This is a genomic window from Aeromonas dhakensis (assembly GCF_002285935.1).
GTDB lineage: Bacteria > Pseudomonadota > Gammaproteobacteria > Enterobacterales > Aeromonadaceae > Aeromonas > Aeromonas dhakensis.
On the sequence record NZ_CP023141.1, the window covers coordinates 4,056,110 to 4,071,978 of the forward strand.

Sequence of the window (15,869 nt, forward strand, 5' to 3'; positions counted from 1 at the left end):
CCCGCTGCGCGTTTTACAGCCGCCCTTGCCCACGTATAATGCCCTCCTCCCAGTCATTGCCGGAAATCGCCCGTCATGAGCAAAAAAAACAGTAAAAACAAAGCCGGGTCCAACACCATTGCACTCAACAGAACCGCGCGCCACGAATACTTCATCGAAGAGAAGATCGAGGCCGGTCTGTCCCTGCAAGGGTGGGAAGTCAAATCCCTGCGGGCGGGCAAGGCCAACATCAGCGAAGCCTATGTCATCTTCCGCGATGGCGAGGCCTACCTGTTCGGCTCCAGCTTCCTGCCGCTGCAGGCTGCCTCCAGCCACGTGGTGTGCGACCCGACCCGGACCCGCAAACTGCTGCTGAGCCATCGTGAACTCGACAAGCTCGAAAGCCTGATCGCCCGTCAGGGCTATACAATCGTGCCGCTCGCCCTCTACTGGAAACAGTGCTGGGTCAAGGTCGAAATCGGCCTGGTGAAGGGCAAGAAAGAGCACGACAAGCGCGAAGACACCAAGGCCCGCGAATGGGATCGGGAAAAAGCCCGCATCATGAAGAACAAGCATCGCGGCTAATCCGCTTGATGCTGCAAGGTCCGGGCTCCTGCCCGGACTTTTTCTTTTCCGGCCCGCCGCTTACCCGCTCCCGCCAGGCGTGCGCACAATAAATCGGCAAACGGAGCAGCTCCCTGCGGGAATGACCATCAACGCCTTGCCATGGCAGGATTTTTGCGTACAATCCCTCTTAACAACTTGGGGCTGATTCTGGATTCGACAAGATTCACGAAACCCAAGGTGCATGCCGAGGTGCGGTAGGCCTCGTTAATAAACCGCAAAAAAATAGTCGCAAACGACGAAAACTACGCACTGGCAGCTTAATAACCTGCGCAGAGCCCTTCTACCCTAGCTTGCCTGTGTCCTAGGGAATCGGAAGGTCATCCTTCACAGGATCGTGTGGAAGTCCTGCTCGGGGCGGAAGCATTAAAACCAATCGAGCTAGTCAATTCGTGGCGTGTCTCTCCGCAGCGGGTTGGCGAATGTAAAGAGTGACTAAGCATGTAGTGCCAAGGATGTAGTAATTTTGGACGGGGGTTCAAATCCCCCCAGCTCCACCAAATACCGGTCCAACAGTGACCAACGAAGTCCAAGAAACCCGCATAGCATAAGGCTTTGCGGGTTTTTTGTTGTCTTACGCTGTCCAATGGGGTGCGTTGCCATCCAGCCCTTTTAGGCATATCGTTAGGCATATCGTTTTGTATGCCTTCCGGAGCGTATGCCTATGCCTCGTATCACCCGTCCCTTATCCCCAACCGAGATCAAAGCAGCCAAGCCCAAGGAGAAGGAATACACCCTCTGCGACGGGGCTGGCCTGGAGCTCGTCATCAAGCCCAATGGTTCCAAGTTGTGGCGCCTGCGTTACTACCGCCCTCTCACGAAGCAGCGAAACATGATCAGCTTCGGCTCCTGGCCGGAGATGTCGTTGGCTGAAGCGAGAGAGAAACGCTCCGAAGCTAAATCGTTGCTGCTTCAGAACATCGATCCCCAACATCATCGTGACGAGCAGGCATCCGCCGCATTATCACAGAGCGAGCACACATTTGAAGCAGTCGCCAAGCGCTGGTTTGATGTCAAACGCCCTTCCGTCACCCCGGCATATGCCGAGGATCTCTGGCGTTCGCTCGAAATGTATCTGTTCCCCGAGATCGGCACTGTGCCCATTATGGAAATAAAGGCACAGCGAGCCATCAGGATCATCGAGCCCATCGCCGCAGCAGGAAAACTCGAAACCGTGCGCCGTCTCACCCAGCGGGTGAACGAGATCATGAGGTGTCCTGACAAGATCGGACAGTCCCGGATCAAGCAGCCTGAGCAGTTCTCCAATACCTCTTGTTAAACGCCGCCGGGCTGACATTGCCAAGTCGTGAATGCCGACGCTGGCGGTTGTAAAAAATCTCTATGTATTCCTGAATCGCTGCCTTGGCCTCCGCTCTCGTCTCGAATCTATGGTGGTGAACCAGTTCATTTTTAAGAGACCCCCAGAAGCTTTCTATCGGGGCATTGTCGAAGCAGTTCCCCTTGCGTGACATGGAGGTCTGCATGCCAAATTGTACCTGGAGAGCCCGGTAAGCCTTGGCAAGTACTGACTGCCCCGGTCTGTGTGATGAATAAGCCCAACGGGTGGCCTCTTCTGCTGCACAGCCCGAAACAGCGCCTGACTGACCAACCCGGTGGTCATTCGCTCTCCCATCGCATAACCCACTATCTCACAGGTAAACACATCCTTGAGACCAGCCAGATAAAGCCAGCCTTCGTCGGTGGCGATATAGGTGATATCACCGGTCCAGACTTCGTTGGGCTTCGTCGGCGCAAAGACCTGACCAAGGAGATTCTCCGCCACGGGCAGGGAATGAGCAGAATGGGTTGTCGCCTTGAATTTGCGCTTTTGTTTGCAAGACAACCCCATTTCACGGCGCAATCGCCCAATCCGGTCCCGCCCAGCGTAAAATCCTTCGGCGGCCAACTCAGCTTGTAAACGCGATGCGCCATAGGTCTGGCGCGTCTTGCTGTGAGCAGCCCGAATGGCGACCTTGAGTCGTTCATCTTCTTGTTGGCGCTGTGACGGTGGACGCTGGCGCCAGTGGTAGAAGCCCGCACGAGAGACCTCCAGCACACGACAGATAACGGAAATGGGATAGATGTCCTGTTGGTTGGCTATCCACGCGTACTTGGCAGTGACTCCTGAGCAAAGTACGCGGCGGCCTTTTTTATGATGTCGCGCTCCATGTTGGCTTGTGCGAGAGCTTTGCGTAGCCGGGCCACTTCAGCCTCCAGCTCGGCGACAGAACGCGCTCCGGGAATGGCCGATGTATCCTTTCCTCCTTTGGCTGCGACCACCCAGTTGCTCAGTGTGCCTTTGGCAATACCCAACCTTCTGGCGGCTTCAGCTTGGCCAAGGCCTTGCTCCAACACCAGTCGAACCGCCTCTGCCCGAAACTCTGGTGAATAGTGTTCTCTCGATTTCATTCAATACCCCCGATTGTCTCATCGTAACAATCGGGACTGTCTGTGAAAATCAGGATACCTCACCCTACCTGAGACTTCTTTTTTTGGCTGACTACTGAACCCCTAATGCCTTGTAGACGGCATCCACCGGATCAGCATAAAAGCTGATTTGAAACTTGGAGAAGATCTCCGCCGGTACGGTTGGAATATCCGAGGCAGACGCCATCGGCAGCAATACACGTTTTCCGCCGCTGTCCATCGCCAGTTGCAGACTACCGGCCAAATCCTCAACCGGATTGACCACACCGCCTAGCGTCATGTCACCCAGTACCACCATCTGCTCTTGTACCGGCTTGCCCATCAGTATGGAACAAAACGCCACCAGCGCAGCCAGACTGGTTTTGGTGCTGGGGCCGGAGTTATGTAGTTCGACCACATGCAAATGGTACTCATGCTCGGAGAATTTGGCCGTTGCGCTGACCCGATTCAGGTTGCCTTTGAAGTAATCGAAACCGACCCGGATCGCCTCCTTCGCTGGCGTATTGGAACCCAGGCCTGAGGTTGAATGCTTGCCATTGCCTGGGGTCATTTGGGTTTCAAAACGATAAAGGCCCAATTGCCCAGCCCCGCCCTTGGTGACCATATGTACCACCCCGGGCTTACCCAATCCTTCAGGGATCAACTGGCTACCACCTTGTTCCGGTACATTGACAAAGAACTCTTCCAACGTCTGGTTATCGAGGTAGCTGAAATGCACATCAAAAAACTCCATACCACCGAGTTTCTTGAGCTGCTCCTTGATGCGCCGACGCAGTTCCAGTGCATAAGTCAAACAGCGGCGCACATCTTCTTTATCAAACACGCCATGGGGATGCAGGAGTTTCAACAACCCAGACACAGTACGTCTAACGGCGATCACATCACGCTGATTCAAGTTGTTGCCCAGCTTGAAGTAACGATCGATGGCGTCGGAGAAACTGCGCTTACGCATCTCGCGCATATACTCGGCGAGATAATCGGTGATCAGACCATAGCTATTGGTGAAAAACTCCGGCCTCATCTTGGGGATGTCCCAGCCGGGAATATAGGCATGGAAGCGATCGAAGAAGGCCGTATCGATCATCGCTTCAGGGAACGGCGCCAGCAGATGGCTGGTTTTGACCAGGGTCTCAACACTCTGGTTGATGTTACCGACAAAAACCATCGAGGCTTTTGCCTCGATTGAATCACGACCACGGGAGAAGGACCCAGAGGCCATGTAATCCTTCATGATCTGTACGCCGTCTTTATCCTTGAAGGTGATCCCCGCCACCTCATCAAAAGCCACCACATCCCACATGCCCACCAGACCAACCTGGCGCGAACTCATGTTGTAAAACAGGTTAGCTACCGTTGTCTGCCCACCAGAGACCAACAAGGAGTTGGGTGAACACTCCTTATAGACATGGCTTTTACCCGTCCCCCTCGGCCCCAGCTCACAGACGTTGTAGTTATTTTCAACAAAGGGGATCATCCGGGTCAGCAGATGCCACTTAACCCGTTGCTGCAAGTTGGTCGGCTCCATGCCGATGGAGCGGATTAATACATCCAGCCACTGATCGGTATTGAAATGAGCACGCGCAGCGAACAGCTCCTCCATATCCATGGAGGGCATCTGGATCGGCTTCAGGGTAAAAATTGAGAAGGGCGAGATCTTCTGCCCTTCCTCATAGAAGTAATTGAGGGTGATGATGCACCAGATCCCGCCGGTCAGCAGTTTCTCGTTTTGCTTGACGATATTGGCAGGGATCACCGCATCCTTGATGCCGAGATTGGAGAGCTGCGCCTCGTAGACATCCTTTTTCTGATTGAGTTTGACCCCCACCTTGTCAATCACCTTAAAGCTGCCACGCTCACGGATCAGTGACTTGACCTTCTCTGCCTCGTCGGGACGCACATAGTTCTCGGCCAGGATCTTCTTGACGTTTTCTGACCCTTCGCGCACCACCTCATCATCATCAGAGGCGCAATACATCCCGAGCAAATATTCCAGGACATAGACGGGGACATTGGCCCCTTCCTTGAGCTGTTTGGTCAGATCCTTGCGCACCACTTTGCCTTTGAAATAGCGATTCAGGCGAGCATCGAGATCCATGCTGGCATGCTGAGCCAACTCATCTGCTGCCCCTGCGAACGGATAACCGGATATCAAACCGTGCTCAGGAATGTTCTCATCACCACTTGGCTTACTTCCTTGGTACACATCCATCTGTTGGATCAGCACATTGTTGGTGATATGGGTAACAGATGTGGCCTGCTCGTCCGGTTGATCTTTACCGACATACTCGCCTTCAGTTGCACTCATTTCATCATGTGGCATCGGGTCACTCCAAGGCATAACCTGAGCTATGCCTTATTTCATCAATAAAAGTTCAAGAAATTCGGGCTCATCACTGACAAATCGTCTCAACAATTTCCGGTATTAAAAACCGAAGTCGTTCTGGATCGCCAGATCAATGGTCACCGGGTAGCGGGCCAGCTCAATGCCATCCTCATCATCTTCCAGCAGCAACAGATATTGCGCCTTGCGGTCAAAATTGGTACCAGTCAGCTTCAAGCGAACATCCTGCTGGCGCTGCTCAAGGGTGCCGGAAGCGGCATCAAAGCTGAGCTTCTCGATAGCAGATACATGCTGTCCATTGGCATCCATCACCACAAAACGCACCGTGCGCGGCTTATGCTGTTCATCAACGGCATCGGTCTGCAAGAACCGGATTTTGTCGATGGCATTGACCAACTTGATGGGCTGATAGGCAGGTACAATATTCACCTTGCTCTTCTCATGCTGCGCCTGCTTTTTGCCGCGAAGCTCCTGCACTTCCATCACCGGCACACAGATCTCCTGCAACATGGCCCCGCCATGCACAAAACGGGCACCGCCCACAAAGTGGAAACGGCTTACCCCCTTGGGCAGCCAGAATCCGACATCGGAATCTCCGCCGACCGTGTCGCAGATTCGGCCCTGCCATACATCTTCATTAACAGGCAACTGCCGTCCGAGCAGATAGCGTTTTTTGGCCTCAAGCGTGCCAGAAGGCTCTGTCTGTAGTTGGGCTTTAACCCCACTTTCCGGCGCCTCACGCTGGAACAAGAACCCATGATCTGCCGTGACGATGACTCGGGTAACACCAAAACCATTGATGATCTTGCTGACCAGATTATTGAGCTCATCGATGGCCTGACGAACTGCCGAAAATGTTTGCTGCTCAGTCGCCTGCTTGTCACCGATGGCATCAATGACATCGTGATAGACATAGATCACCCGAGCATCGCCAATCGCCTCATTGGCCTGAGCGCGGGTCCAACCTTGCAGCGACTTGGCTGATATCGCAATGCCCCCCACTTTAGCCAAAATTGCGCTGCGATTATCCAATCCGGCACTACTTTGACCATCCACCAATACAGTCGCACTCCCTTGTGCATAATCAATCTGCTGGTGGGGTAACAGGGCAGCCATCCCGAGCTGAGTGTAACTGGGCAACACTCCCAGCTGACTAGTGAGCTTGGCGGCAAAACGCTTGGCCTCGTTGATTTGCCCCTGCAACTCATGAGCCACCTCGTAGCGCAGCGCATCACTGATGATCACAAACTGCCGCTTTACCCCTGCCTGGGTAAAACGCTGCTTAACAACGGTATCGTAGAATCGTGCTTGTGTTGGTACGCCCAACTCCCAGCGTGCCAGCAGTTGCTGCTTGGCCAGCAATCCATCCCATGCCAAGCCAAGCTGGTAGAGGTACCAGTTAACATAAAGCTCTTCGAGCTTGTCGGCTAAAGCGGCCAATACCTCAACTGCCTGCCCCTGCAAATGGAGTAATGCCTCGTTAAAGAGACGATATGCAGCATCAAACTGGAACAACTCGGTTTCATAAGCCTGATACATGGCCTGAGCCGATGAAAAATGAAAACCATCCGGGTAGTTTCTGCGCAGTTCCAACAGATTTTCAGCATGCTGCAGCGCCTGATAGAGATAGGCATACTTGGGGTCGAACCCGGGCCAAAAGCCCTGACGACGGCGCGAGATGAGCTGACTAAAGTCGCTGCGACTCAAACCGAGATCGCCCCCCATCAATCCAGCAACCAACTCTCGGATCAAGGCCTGCTCAACCGCTTCAAAACTGGTCACCTCTGCCCAACACCATACCTCCTGAGTCGTCAGGCTATTCAACCTGTTTGACAACTCAAGCTGCGTCGCCACCTCTTGTGAAAGCTGGGCAAACGCCCCCCTGTGTTGTAATGAATCGCGCCAACCCGCCAGCAATGCCATGGCATTGGCTCGGCCGGTCGGCGTCACCAGCAACTGCGATTGCAACCAAGCCGGGCGCTGCTCATGCTTGGTCACCTCCAGCAACTCATAACTCTCACTGGCAAAAAGCTTGCGGATAAACTCCCGCAAAGACGCCTTATTTTCTTCGGCGACCTGATAACCATAATCCCGTTCTAACAACTGCCAAAGGCTCGGCAGCAACCCATGTTGGTCAAGTGGTGCCAGAGCATCTGCGGGCTCAAGGTGAGTATCCAACAGGCGAGCGCCTAGTTCCCTGACTACATCAGCAGGTTGAGCAAGACAGCCCAACAACACGCTGATCATCTTTAGATCGAGCGACAGCGAGTCTTCCACCCCACTGCGACCATCCAACCGACGCTTGAGGGCTGCGGTACGATCCTTGTTGGCAAAAAAGCTGCTACGTGACGCGATATAATCACGCAACGCCATATTGGCAAGACCCAGCTCGTTGAGCAGGATCGATGCCGCATCGGCATAAAAAGTAGCGCTGTAGCGACGCATATCGAGCAGCCAATCTTTGGCTGCTGCAGGCTCAAGGCTTGGCCAGTAGAGCAGAAATGGCGTGGTCGGCTCATCGAGTTCTATGCGCCTTCTCACCTGTAATTGGGAGTGCTGTGACATGTTGAGCACCACCACAGGCTGGCCTTCGCGGGTCAAACCGGCCTGGGGATCGGCAAGCTCTGCCAGCTGTGCTGTAAAGCTCTGCTCGGGATCATGCCAAAAGACGATCCGGCTCTGCTCGAATTTCTTATTTAGCCCGGTTTGGAGCTGGGTGATATCCATAAAAATCCGTCACGACAAGCCATTAGGCTTCGATTTACAACAAAACCATATGGTAATCGAAATGCTCTTAGAGTTCATGAAGCAATCCGTATAGCGTAGGACATGGGGTCATCGAAGGTTGCTTTGGCAAGCGCAACTCGCGGACTCAAGCAGGCGGTAGAGAAGACAGGCCTGCCACCTACCTGTCATCTTGATAACCTCCGACAACCCAGCACGATGTTAAGGTGTCACAACATACTCAAGTTGCTGTTTGCATAATTGCTGACTGTTGCCCAGCAGCAGCTGATTTTCGATAGAGTGTAACAGATTGTTAATATCTTCAAATTTATTAACCAGCAGACGGCTACTGCGGCTGGCCTTGCCGGTTAACCACTGATCATAACCAACTTTTGCCCATAATCGATAAGAGTTCAAAACAGACTTGTATTTTATTGCTGCCGACTCAACCAGTGCATCTGCATGATGATATTTACCAAGAGTGGTATAAAGTGCAGACTCCACATAAATCGATTTTGGCATGACATCCAATACACTTGTCACAAAATCAACAATCAATGCAGCATGTTCATCGGTGATTTTATTCTCGATTGCTTTACTGTGGTCGATCCAGCCAATCAGATTCATCAAGAATGTACACAATTCGTTTCTTTGCTGAGCAAGTGTTGCCAATAATGGTGCAATCACCTCAGGGTATGCCTCGCTCTCTTTAGAAACAGCCAACATCTCATGGGCCGCCATAATGCTACCCATATACGATGAAAGTTTTTCAAGATAAAAGAGCTGATTTTGAGTTTGAATTTCAACAGCGATTTTATCTATCGACGCCTGGATTTTATTGAGCTTTTGAGAGAGATAGGCGGTTTGAATCACTATCGCAGCGAGAATAATTCCGGTTGATAACCCGACCGCCAGGCCGATGCTTTTCTGCATGGCGGTGGTGGCTTTCATCAACTGCTCGACATTAACGCCCTGACTGACATCTACTGTCATCTCTTTAAAGGGAAGGTGTTTGACAATACTCCCCGCCCCCTCTGATAGTTTTTTCCCCTTGGCCCAATAAATGACGCCCTCACGAAGATGCATATGGCCAGTTTTGAGCAATTCAATAATTTCAGGGTCAACCTTTTCCCAATCTGGCACCATAATCACTTTGATCGTCTCTTCAAGCATCACCATCTCCTTGTGTTGTCAGAATTAATTGAACGGGTTACCGTGGCGATGGAACTCACGCAACATGGTGATATGGATAACGCACGGCAAGGTGACTCGTAGTGCAGGCCCCTCTACCACAGCACTGAATAATCCGCCAACGAGCCCAAGTGGACTAGAAAATAATAATGCTCTTGGCAGCAGCATAGCTCCAGCCGCAGCAGCCCCACCGAATGCCCCCGCTAGTACGCCCGATATCACACTAAAATCCCTGACCGTCCACTTTAAAGGATCGATATTATTCACTTGATAGTCATTTTTCATGGTTTTAATAAACTCTTCCCGTTCAGCCTGCGTCATCTTATCCATCTGCAACTCCAGCACTTTGGCTACTATCGCCTGCTCGAGGGTCTGCACATCACTCTGCTTGTCTATCACGCAGCCAACGGATTTTGCAGTGAACTGCACAATATCCTTATACGCGGCCCCCTTTCTGGTCACGATATTTAATGCTGTCGAGTTGCCATATGTTTGCAACTCAGTGCAGATGGCCTGCCATGCCCGAGAAAAATCATGCTTGTTTGCTTTAAATTCAGGGTTATTGGTCAAGGTTTCAGCCAATCTCGGCTTGCCATCACGATCAATGGTCAAATAACTGACCAGTGGTGCAAGTTGCTCATGGGTGCAATGAGCAATAAATGCCAGATCTTCATCTTCTCTGTACTTGTAATATCTGCTTGCAATATTAATATCCATATTCACGCCACCGATTCATGATAAATATCAATAAAATACTACGCTCGCACCAACCAAGTCCAAGGGATAGCCCTCTATCTTGAACGGCAATAAGCAAAATGAGAGCTGCCGCACAAGCGGCAGCTCTCGCCTTGATTTGAGATGGGTCAGTTACTCGCCCTTATCGCCGGTGATGGCTTTGACATCGCTGAGCAGGGTGCCGAATTTGCCGTAGTTGACCTTGACCCCGTCATCGAGATCCAGGGTGATGCGCATATCGGCGTGGTGTTTAAGCTGGTCATCAAAGGCGCGCAGTTCACTAAGCTGCTTGGTGAGGCTGTCAATCTCTTTGCCAATGCGCTTGGCATCGCTGGTGCTGGCCTCAGTTTGCTGCAAGCGTAAGCGTTCGATACGACTGGCCATCTGACCGAGCAATGGCGTTACGTATTCGGTGCGCATCCGTGGCAAAGTCGCTTCGTTATAGCGGTGCAGATAGACCAAACACTCAAAGGCCTTCTCTTTGCCTGAACTAAACAGCCAGTAGATGGGGCGCTTCTTGTAGGTCTTGAGGTGGTCTTTATAGAACTGGGTCGAGAGATAACGGCGCAGGGTTTCACGGGATGTTTCACCACCCTTTTTCACCGGCTTGATAGCAGCAAGGCAGAGGCTATCGGCAATAAATTGCAGGTTCTCTTCCAGGGTATCTTTGCCCCAGACATTGCAGACAAAGGCTTCGAGGCGGGTGGCTACATCATCCTCAAACCAGCTATCAGTGCTCAGTGGCAAGATGCCGTCCTCATCGGCAGCAAAGGTGGCATAGGCTCCCTCCTCTACCAGTGCCTTAAAGCCCTCATTACCAGCATGGGCATAGACCAGTCCTTCGCGATCCAGCGAATAACGACCCATCATGCAGCCGATGGCGTAGGAGATCAGCTCGACGAGGGTATCAGACTGCAACCGCGCCTCGCGCTCTTCGTCGGTCAGATTGCCGCCATAGCGGTAGTGCGGGTTGCAGGTTAGGGTGATTTCGCTAAGAGGCACCTCGGGTCTCAGTTCATCCTGCAGGCCATAGGCCTCGATAAACAGGCGGTTGTTTTCTTCTTCGAGGCGCTGCATCTCAGATGTTCTTTGCTGCATGAATGAACGAAGTTTCTGATAGCTTTGCTCTAGCAACAACAGACCTAACTCTTGGTGAAGAATCGGTAGACGGTTAAAATGCCATGACAGCTCATAGGAGTCCCAATCATGTTTCGCGGCATCAATAAGGCTTGTGGTAATCTCATTACTTTCTGGCAACTTTACCGGTATCGAGTTTATGCCAATTGAGCTGTAATCAAGCGTTGGACACAAAATATTAAGAAATGCTTGAGCAACATTACTATTTAACAAGCCAAGGAGATCATTCTTATTCACCGAAACTGGAAATATACAAGATCCCTTTGTATCAAAAAGAAATCCAACTGGGTTATACCTGGCAGAGAACAAGCCAGAACTTAATGACGAGTATGTTATGCTTTCACGGAAATAGTATTCTTGATTTTTAAGACGCCCCCCTGGTCTCAATTTATTTATTTCCTCAACAAATTCCTTTAACTCCCGCCCATTGTGTTGCCAATTAACAACATATTCGTTATTCCCAAACCAACGACGAAATTCCCCGCCTTTATTATACGCATACCATTTCTCTGCCCGACTCTCTGACTCCACTGTACTTGTGCAGTCAAAACACAATTTCTCTGCGCTTACTTCATGCCAAAAGCGCAAAAAACGACCGTTATCTGAGGTCGCCATTCCCTGTTTAGCATCAGCAACATCGCGTAGTTTGTCGATTTGGAAGCTGGAGTTCATTACGTAACTAACCCAATACGCCACCGGGCTCCCCGGGATCTTGCCAAAATCCGCGGCCGAGGCGCGGTAAAAGTGTTTTTGCATGTCGTTATTCTGTTGCTGGCTCATTGGGCCACCTCTTCTCTTAAATCAGGAGCAGTGTGGCTTATATTGGCCACACAGCTGAATGCAGTAAATCTCATGCTCTTAGCCAATACAGCCCGAAGCAAACGCCTTGTCATACTTGTTTGTTGGTAGCATTGGCCGCCTTAAACATCGCGGCCTTTTCCGCTTCCGAGTTGCCATCCACCAGTCGAAAATAACCGCCCTGATAGGTGGGCAGATGGGGCTGGGCCAGCACAAAGGCGGTTGTGGAGACCACCTCGCCACCTATGCTGTCGAAGCCGCGCGCCCCCAAGTGAGCCATCCCCAAGATGGTATGCTGCCCCAAAATGCGGGCGCGTAATGCCTCAAACGAGGAGAGGAACATCCAGCTTTGCATGGTGATCATGGCAACCATGCCTGCAGTTGTGGTCAAGTCGAGATTGCGTTCGATAAAGATGGCGAACAGATCCGATTTGCTGTTCGGGAACTGCTTTTTGGCAAACTCTTTGAGCTCTGCATTCATGCCCTTGCTGCCCATATAAGGCGGGTTGGCAATCACCGCATCATAGCGTTTGGCCAATACGCTGGCTTGCTTGAGCAGTGGCAACAGTGCCTGGGCAGCCGGTTTTTGCATGGCATCACCACTGATGCTTAAGGTGTGCAGAGTGGCAGCCAGCTCGGAGATGGCTGACGCCTGCTCGGCAGGCACCTCGATCAAGGAGCCCAGCGTCTTGGCAGACAGGAAACGCAGGTGCAAATCGTTCAGCAGACCCAAGCGCGGGTCATGACTCGCCAAACTGGCCGGAGCAACAGCAAAAAGATCCTGGCTTTGACCACGATCCCACTCGGCATTGAGGTTAAGGGCTTGCCACAGCTTGGGGATATTGAGGTGTCGGCTCTCCTGCAACGCGTGGACGTTAAGCTGGATCTCCCGTGAGAAGAGGCGACGATCGTCCTGACGGGCACGCATCAGCAGGGCGAAACCGGCCAGTTGTGCGGCGCGGTCGTCAATATCGAGGCCATAGAGGTTGTGGCTCAGGATAAGCGTGGGGATATCGCGGCTGCGATAGCCGCGCTCTTCGTAGATGCGATAGAGCAGGTTATAGGCTTCCACCAGAATATGGCCAGAGCCACAGGCAGGATCGAGCACCTTGATTGACTCAGGTTCGATACTGGCAGAAGTCAAACGTGCGTATTCATCCTGTACTTCGATAGGTTGCTCACCGGGGAAGACAAAGTACGGCATGACTGCGGGCAACGCCGAATCAGGATAGGTCTGCAGCCAATAGCGCCCAACCGAGTTTTGCACCAAATATTGGACGATCCAGTTAGGGGTAAAGAGCTGGGTGGCGGCGGGAATGTCTTCCGATTTCACTACCTTGCCGATCACCTCATCCTTCTTCTCACTGATATAGAACTGATAGAGCCAGCCAATCACCTCGACCTGAGTCCAGTCCTCTTCCGGTATTCCATCCACCAGTTCACGCCAGAATGCATCGGTACGGGTCAGGCCGGTGGGCAGCAGCAACTCGGTCTCGTCGTCGATGGCTTCAAACAGAAATGGCATCGCCTGATGCAGACGGTGGCACTGTCCGAGCAGCAGCTCACGGAATAACGCTTCTTGCTCGTTACCCGCCAGCATCAACTCGAGCAGTGCTGACTTATCAAGGGAAACACCTTCACCCATTAAGGATTCGATCACCTCAGGCGCTCGGTCGAGCACCTCGAAGCCCTGGGGCTGGGTTGGATGCGAAAGCAGGCGTACTCCGTGCTCGAGATATCCCTCTTCGCTTTTCAGCTCCATAAAGCGGATAGCGCAGAAACGGTTGAACCAGGTGTAGGCCATCTGCTCGATCAATTGAGTAAACCCCTCGTTTGCCACCCGCTCTTGCAGACGGGTAATGGCCGGGGCAAAGCGCGCAGGATGGGTAAAACCCGCCACTTGCAGTACATCGCCACTGATTGTTGGGGCACTCACACCCTTGGTGGTGATACCAAGCTCACCGGCACGGGCAGTAATGGCTTTAATAAAGGCGGTACGCGCCCGAGGGGCGACTTTTTTCAGGTTGTTGGTGTTCATTTTTTTCTCGTCTCACACCCGGCCTTCGCAGAGGCCCGGCTAACATAACTGGTTAGAAAGGCACGTAGCTCAAACCTGTGGTGTTTGAAGGACATGACGCAGCCGACCCAATAGTGTTTCACGGCGTTCTTGATAAAACTCAGCAAATCCAAGCAGGGATTCAGGCAAGGTGTTGATGGCTTGTAACTGCAGATGGTTCGCTCTCGCGGCCGGATCTGGCCACATCATGGCGTACCACTCATGTGGCAGCTTTTCCCGCTTTTCATTGTTCAGGCTTCCTTCGAGAAGCTGCAGATTAGGCAGACAATTGGCCATTTGGCACCACTCATCAATCTGCCCTTCATCGGAGATCCCCGCCTTTTTCAACTGTGCGCGAGTAAAGCGACCTTTGGGAAAGATATGATCTACATGGAAGTGACGACTAAAGTCATGGCCGGGAAAGAGCAATGACAACAGCGCAAAAGTGCGGCGGTTGCCGTAGTCGAGTTCAGCCAAGGTTTGCAGCTCTTCTTCTTCAAAACGCAGGCTCTTGCCGCGCTCGGTCATCGCTGTATTAATCTCGGTGAGCGGGAATCCATGCTGACCATGCTCTTTGATTTTACTACGCAAGGTTGTCAACAGCGTATCGAGGCCACTCCCCCAGATACCGGATTGCTTGAGGACTGAGCGGATCAACCAACCTCTTAGCCCTTGCCGATCAGCAGCGAACTCACTGCGGGTCAGGTAGCTGTCGCCAAGTTCACGCCTAAAGAGGTAGTAAGCTATCGGCAATAGTGCGCTATCGGCTCCTAGGTTGTAGCCATTAAAGCCAAAGCTGGCGAGCAGGTTGACGGCCAGTTGCAACGCCTTACGGATTGGCTCCCAGTTCTCCTCCAGCTTGGCCATATTCTCTTTACTGAAGTTTTCAACCTTGAAGCCGACACTGCCGATATCGCACAGCATCAGACCCGCTTTGAGCACCAGATCCTTGCTAAATGAGAAGCCATCACCAATTTGGTTGAGCTCATCCACCAATTTGTGGATCTCTTCCCGGGCGTCCAGCTTGCTCCACTGTGCCACAGCGATAGATAGCAGCAGGTCAGAATAGGAGAGCGCAGTCCCCCCGCTATTCATCCGAATAAAGATATTGAGAACCTTCTCCAGGCTCTGCTCTGACTCTTCGTAATAAGAGATTTTGTCTTGCAGATGGATAGTGCGATGCAGCAAACGCAGGGTATTGCGCGCGATTTTGCGGCTTTCTTTGTCCAGCTCGATATCATCTAGTTCATCGGTTAATTCATCTATATCAATGGCCATGATCCGACTGACCAGAAACCAGTGGTGCTCATGGTCTTGACGAGCCGCTTCCTCTTCACTCAAGAAACGAAAATCATAACGAGCTCCCCCTTCAACTTCACCGGCCACCAGCAAGTTAAGATATAGGCGACGCTCGATAAATGCATCTGGGCTGGACCACCACTTTCCCTGCGTCTTCCAGCTGTAGGATCCGCGCAGACCAATGTTGAGGGCTGTCATGCGCTGCTGACCATCGAGTACGGCAACGCGATCCTGCTCACCAATGAGATCAAGCTTTTCACAATGCACCCGATCACGCTGGTGATAGTGACGCATGAAGTCGTAGAACTGATACTCACGCTGGTGAGTAGACTTTATTTTCCAAAAGAGGAAGGTTCCGAAGGGATAGCCCTGCAGCAAAGAGTCGAATAACTGGCAAATTTGCTCTGGCTTCCAGACAAATTCGCGCTGAATTGCGGGTAAAATATAATCATGCTGCTCAACCTTGGTCAGCAAATCCTTGATAGTTCCACCGGCTTGGTACATGTTTTTATCCCATTTTCATTATTGTTATCTGCCCAATAGTTCGATGCTAAGCCA

Annotated in this window: 9 protein-coding genes, 1 other RNA gene and 1 pseudogene; 3 read left to right on the forward strand and 8 right to left on the reverse strand. The window is 52.0% G+C overall.

Features of this window, described 5'->3' with window-relative positions; all coding sequences use genetic code 11:
* The first annotated feature begins 75 nt into the window (after nucleotides 1-75).
* From smpB to CK627_RS18820, 3 genes are all read left to right on the forward strand, one after another.
* Nucleotides 76-564: an SsrA-binding protein SmpB gene (gene smpB / locus CK627_RS18810; protein WP_095593094.1), complete on the forward strand. Its 489-nt coding sequence runs from the start codon at nucleotides 76-78 to the stop codon at nucleotides 562-564.
* Between the two features lie 179 nt (nucleotides 565-743).
* Nucleotides 744-1,103, forward strand: a transfer-messenger RNA (tmRNA) gene (gene ssrA, locus CK627_RS18815).
* Nucleotides 1,104-1,267: 164 nt separating this feature from the next.
* On the forward strand, nucleotides 1,268-1,882 hold the full coding sequence (locus CK627_RS18820) for an integrase arm-type DNA-binding domain-containing protein (RefSeq protein ID WP_254425327.1): 615 nt from the start codon (nucleotides 1,268-1,270) through the stop codon (nucleotides 1,880-1,882).
* Here CK627_RS18820 and CK627_RS18825 read toward each other — a convergent pair.
* From CK627_RS18825 to CK627_RS18860, 8 genes and pseudogenes are all read right to left on the reverse strand, one after another.
* Nucleotides 1,845-3,012 (reverse strand): annotated as a pseudogene (locus tag CK627_RS18825) (IS3-like element ISAeme20 family transposase). The gene CK627_RS18820 and the pseudogene CK627_RS18825 sit on opposite strands and share 38 nt — an antisense overlap.
* A 91-nt stretch (nucleotides 3,013-3,103) precedes the next feature.
* Entirely contained in the window at nucleotides 3,104-5,350 is a 2,247-nt protein-coding gene (gene brxL / locus CK627_RS18830) for a protease Lon-related BREX system protein BrxL (RefSeq protein ID WP_095593095.1), read from the reverse strand.
* 102 nt (nucleotides 5,351-5,452) lie between these two features.
* On the reverse strand, nucleotides 5,453-8,098 hold the full coding sequence (pglZ, locus tag CK627_RS18835) for a BREX-1 system phosphatase PglZ type A (protein ID WP_095593096.1): 2,646 nt from the start codon (nucleotides 8,096-8,098) through the stop codon (nucleotides 5,453-5,455).
* Nucleotides 8,099-8,317: 219 nt separating this feature from the next.
* Nucleotides 8,318-9,268, reverse strand: a complete 951-nt coding sequence (locus CK627_RS18840; RefSeq protein ID WP_095593097.1) for a hypothetical protein — start codon at nucleotides 9,266-9,268, stop codon at nucleotides 8,318-8,320.
* Nucleotides 9,269-9,292: 24 nt separating this feature from the next.
* Entirely contained in the window at nucleotides 9,293-10,003 is a 711-nt protein-coding gene (locus CK627_RS18845; protein WP_095593098.1) for a DUF3944 domain-containing protein, read from the reverse strand.
* A 150-nt stretch (nucleotides 10,004-10,153) separates the two neighbouring features.
* On the reverse strand, nucleotides 10,154-11,938 hold the full coding sequence (pglX, locus tag CK627_RS18850; RefSeq protein WP_157737195.1) for a BREX-1 system adenine-specific DNA-methyltransferase PglX: 1,785 nt from the start codon (nucleotides 11,936-11,938) through the stop codon (nucleotides 10,154-10,156).
* A 109-nt stretch (nucleotides 11,939-12,047) separates the two neighbouring features.
* A complete protein-coding gene (gene pglX, locus CK627_RS18855; RefSeq protein ID WP_095593099.1) occupies nucleotides 12,048-13,994 on the reverse strand; it encodes a BREX-1 system adenine-specific DNA-methyltransferase PglX in 1,947 nt (648 codons plus the stop codon).
* A gap of 69 nt (nucleotides 13,995-14,063) precedes the next feature.
* Nucleotides 14,064-15,815, reverse strand: coding sequence for a DUF262 domain-containing protein (locus CK627_RS18860; RefSeq protein WP_095593100.1), 1,752 nt, complete (start codon nucleotides 15,813-15,815; stop codon nucleotides 14,064-14,066).
* Nucleotides 15,816-15,869: the final 54 nt, after the last annotated feature.

Coding starts and splice junctions, on each gene's coding strand:
- smpB (WP_095593094.1), top strand. CDS start 76: ATGAGCAAAAAAAACAGTAAAAACAAAGCCGGGTCCAACACCATTGCA.
- CK627_RS18845 (WP_095593098.1), bottom strand. CDS start 10,003: ATGGATATTAATATTGCAAGCAGATATTACAAGTACAGAGAAGATGAA.
- CK627_RS18840 (WP_095593097.1), bottom strand. CDS start 9,268: ATGCTTGAAGAGACGATCAAAGTGATTATGGTGCCAGATTGGGAAAAG.
- pglZ (WP_095593096.1), bottom strand. CDS start 8,098: ATGGATATCACCCAGCTCCAAACCGGGCTAAATAAGAAATTCGAGCAG.
- pglX (WP_095593099.1), bottom strand. CDS start 13,994: ATGAACACCAACAACCTGAAAAAAGTCGCCCCTCGGGCGCGTACCGCC.
- CK627_RS18860 (WP_095593100.1), bottom strand. CDS start 15,815: ATGTACCAAGCCGGTGGAACTATCAAGGATTTGCTGACCAAGGTTGAG.
- pglX (WP_157737195.1), bottom strand. CDS start 11,938: ATGAGCCAGCAACAGAATAACGACATGCAAAAACACTTTTACCGCGCC.
- brxL (WP_095593095.1), bottom strand. CDS start 5,350: ATGCCACATGATGAAATGAGTGCAACTGAAGGCGAGTATGTCGGTAAA.
- CK627_RS18820 (WP_254425327.1), top strand. CDS start 1,268: ATGCCTCGTATCACCCGTCCCTTATCCCCAACCGAGATCAAAGCAGCC.